Below are 231 nucleotides of genomic sequence, written 5' to 3'. Positions count from 1 at the left end.
CCAGAACTACGGCTACAAGTTCGGCCAGGAGGAAGAGACCTACAACATCGTGGCTGCCCACGGTTACTTCGGTCGCCTGATCTTCCAATACGCCTCGTTCAACAACAGCCGCAGCCTGCACTTCTTCCTGGCTGCCTGGCCCGTGATCGGCATCTGGTTCACCGCCCTGGGCGTGAGCACGATGGCCTTCAACCTGAACGGCTTCAACTTCAACCAGTCCATCCTTGATGG

At 58.0% G+C, this 231-nt stretch carries 1 pseudogene; it reads left to right on the top strand.

Features of this window, described 5'->3' with window-relative positions:
* A pseudogene (locus tag KUG39_RS16975) lies at positions 1-231 on the top strand (photosystem II q(b) protein); the annotation flags it as partial.

Source organism: Synechococcus sp. CCAP 1479/10, assembly GCF_019038515.1.
GTDB lineage: Bacteria > Cyanobacteriota > Cyanobacteriia > PCC-6307 > Cyanobiaceae > Cyanobium.
Note: the sequence above shows the minus strand (reverse complement) of the source record. Positions and strands in the feature narration are given on the sequence as shown.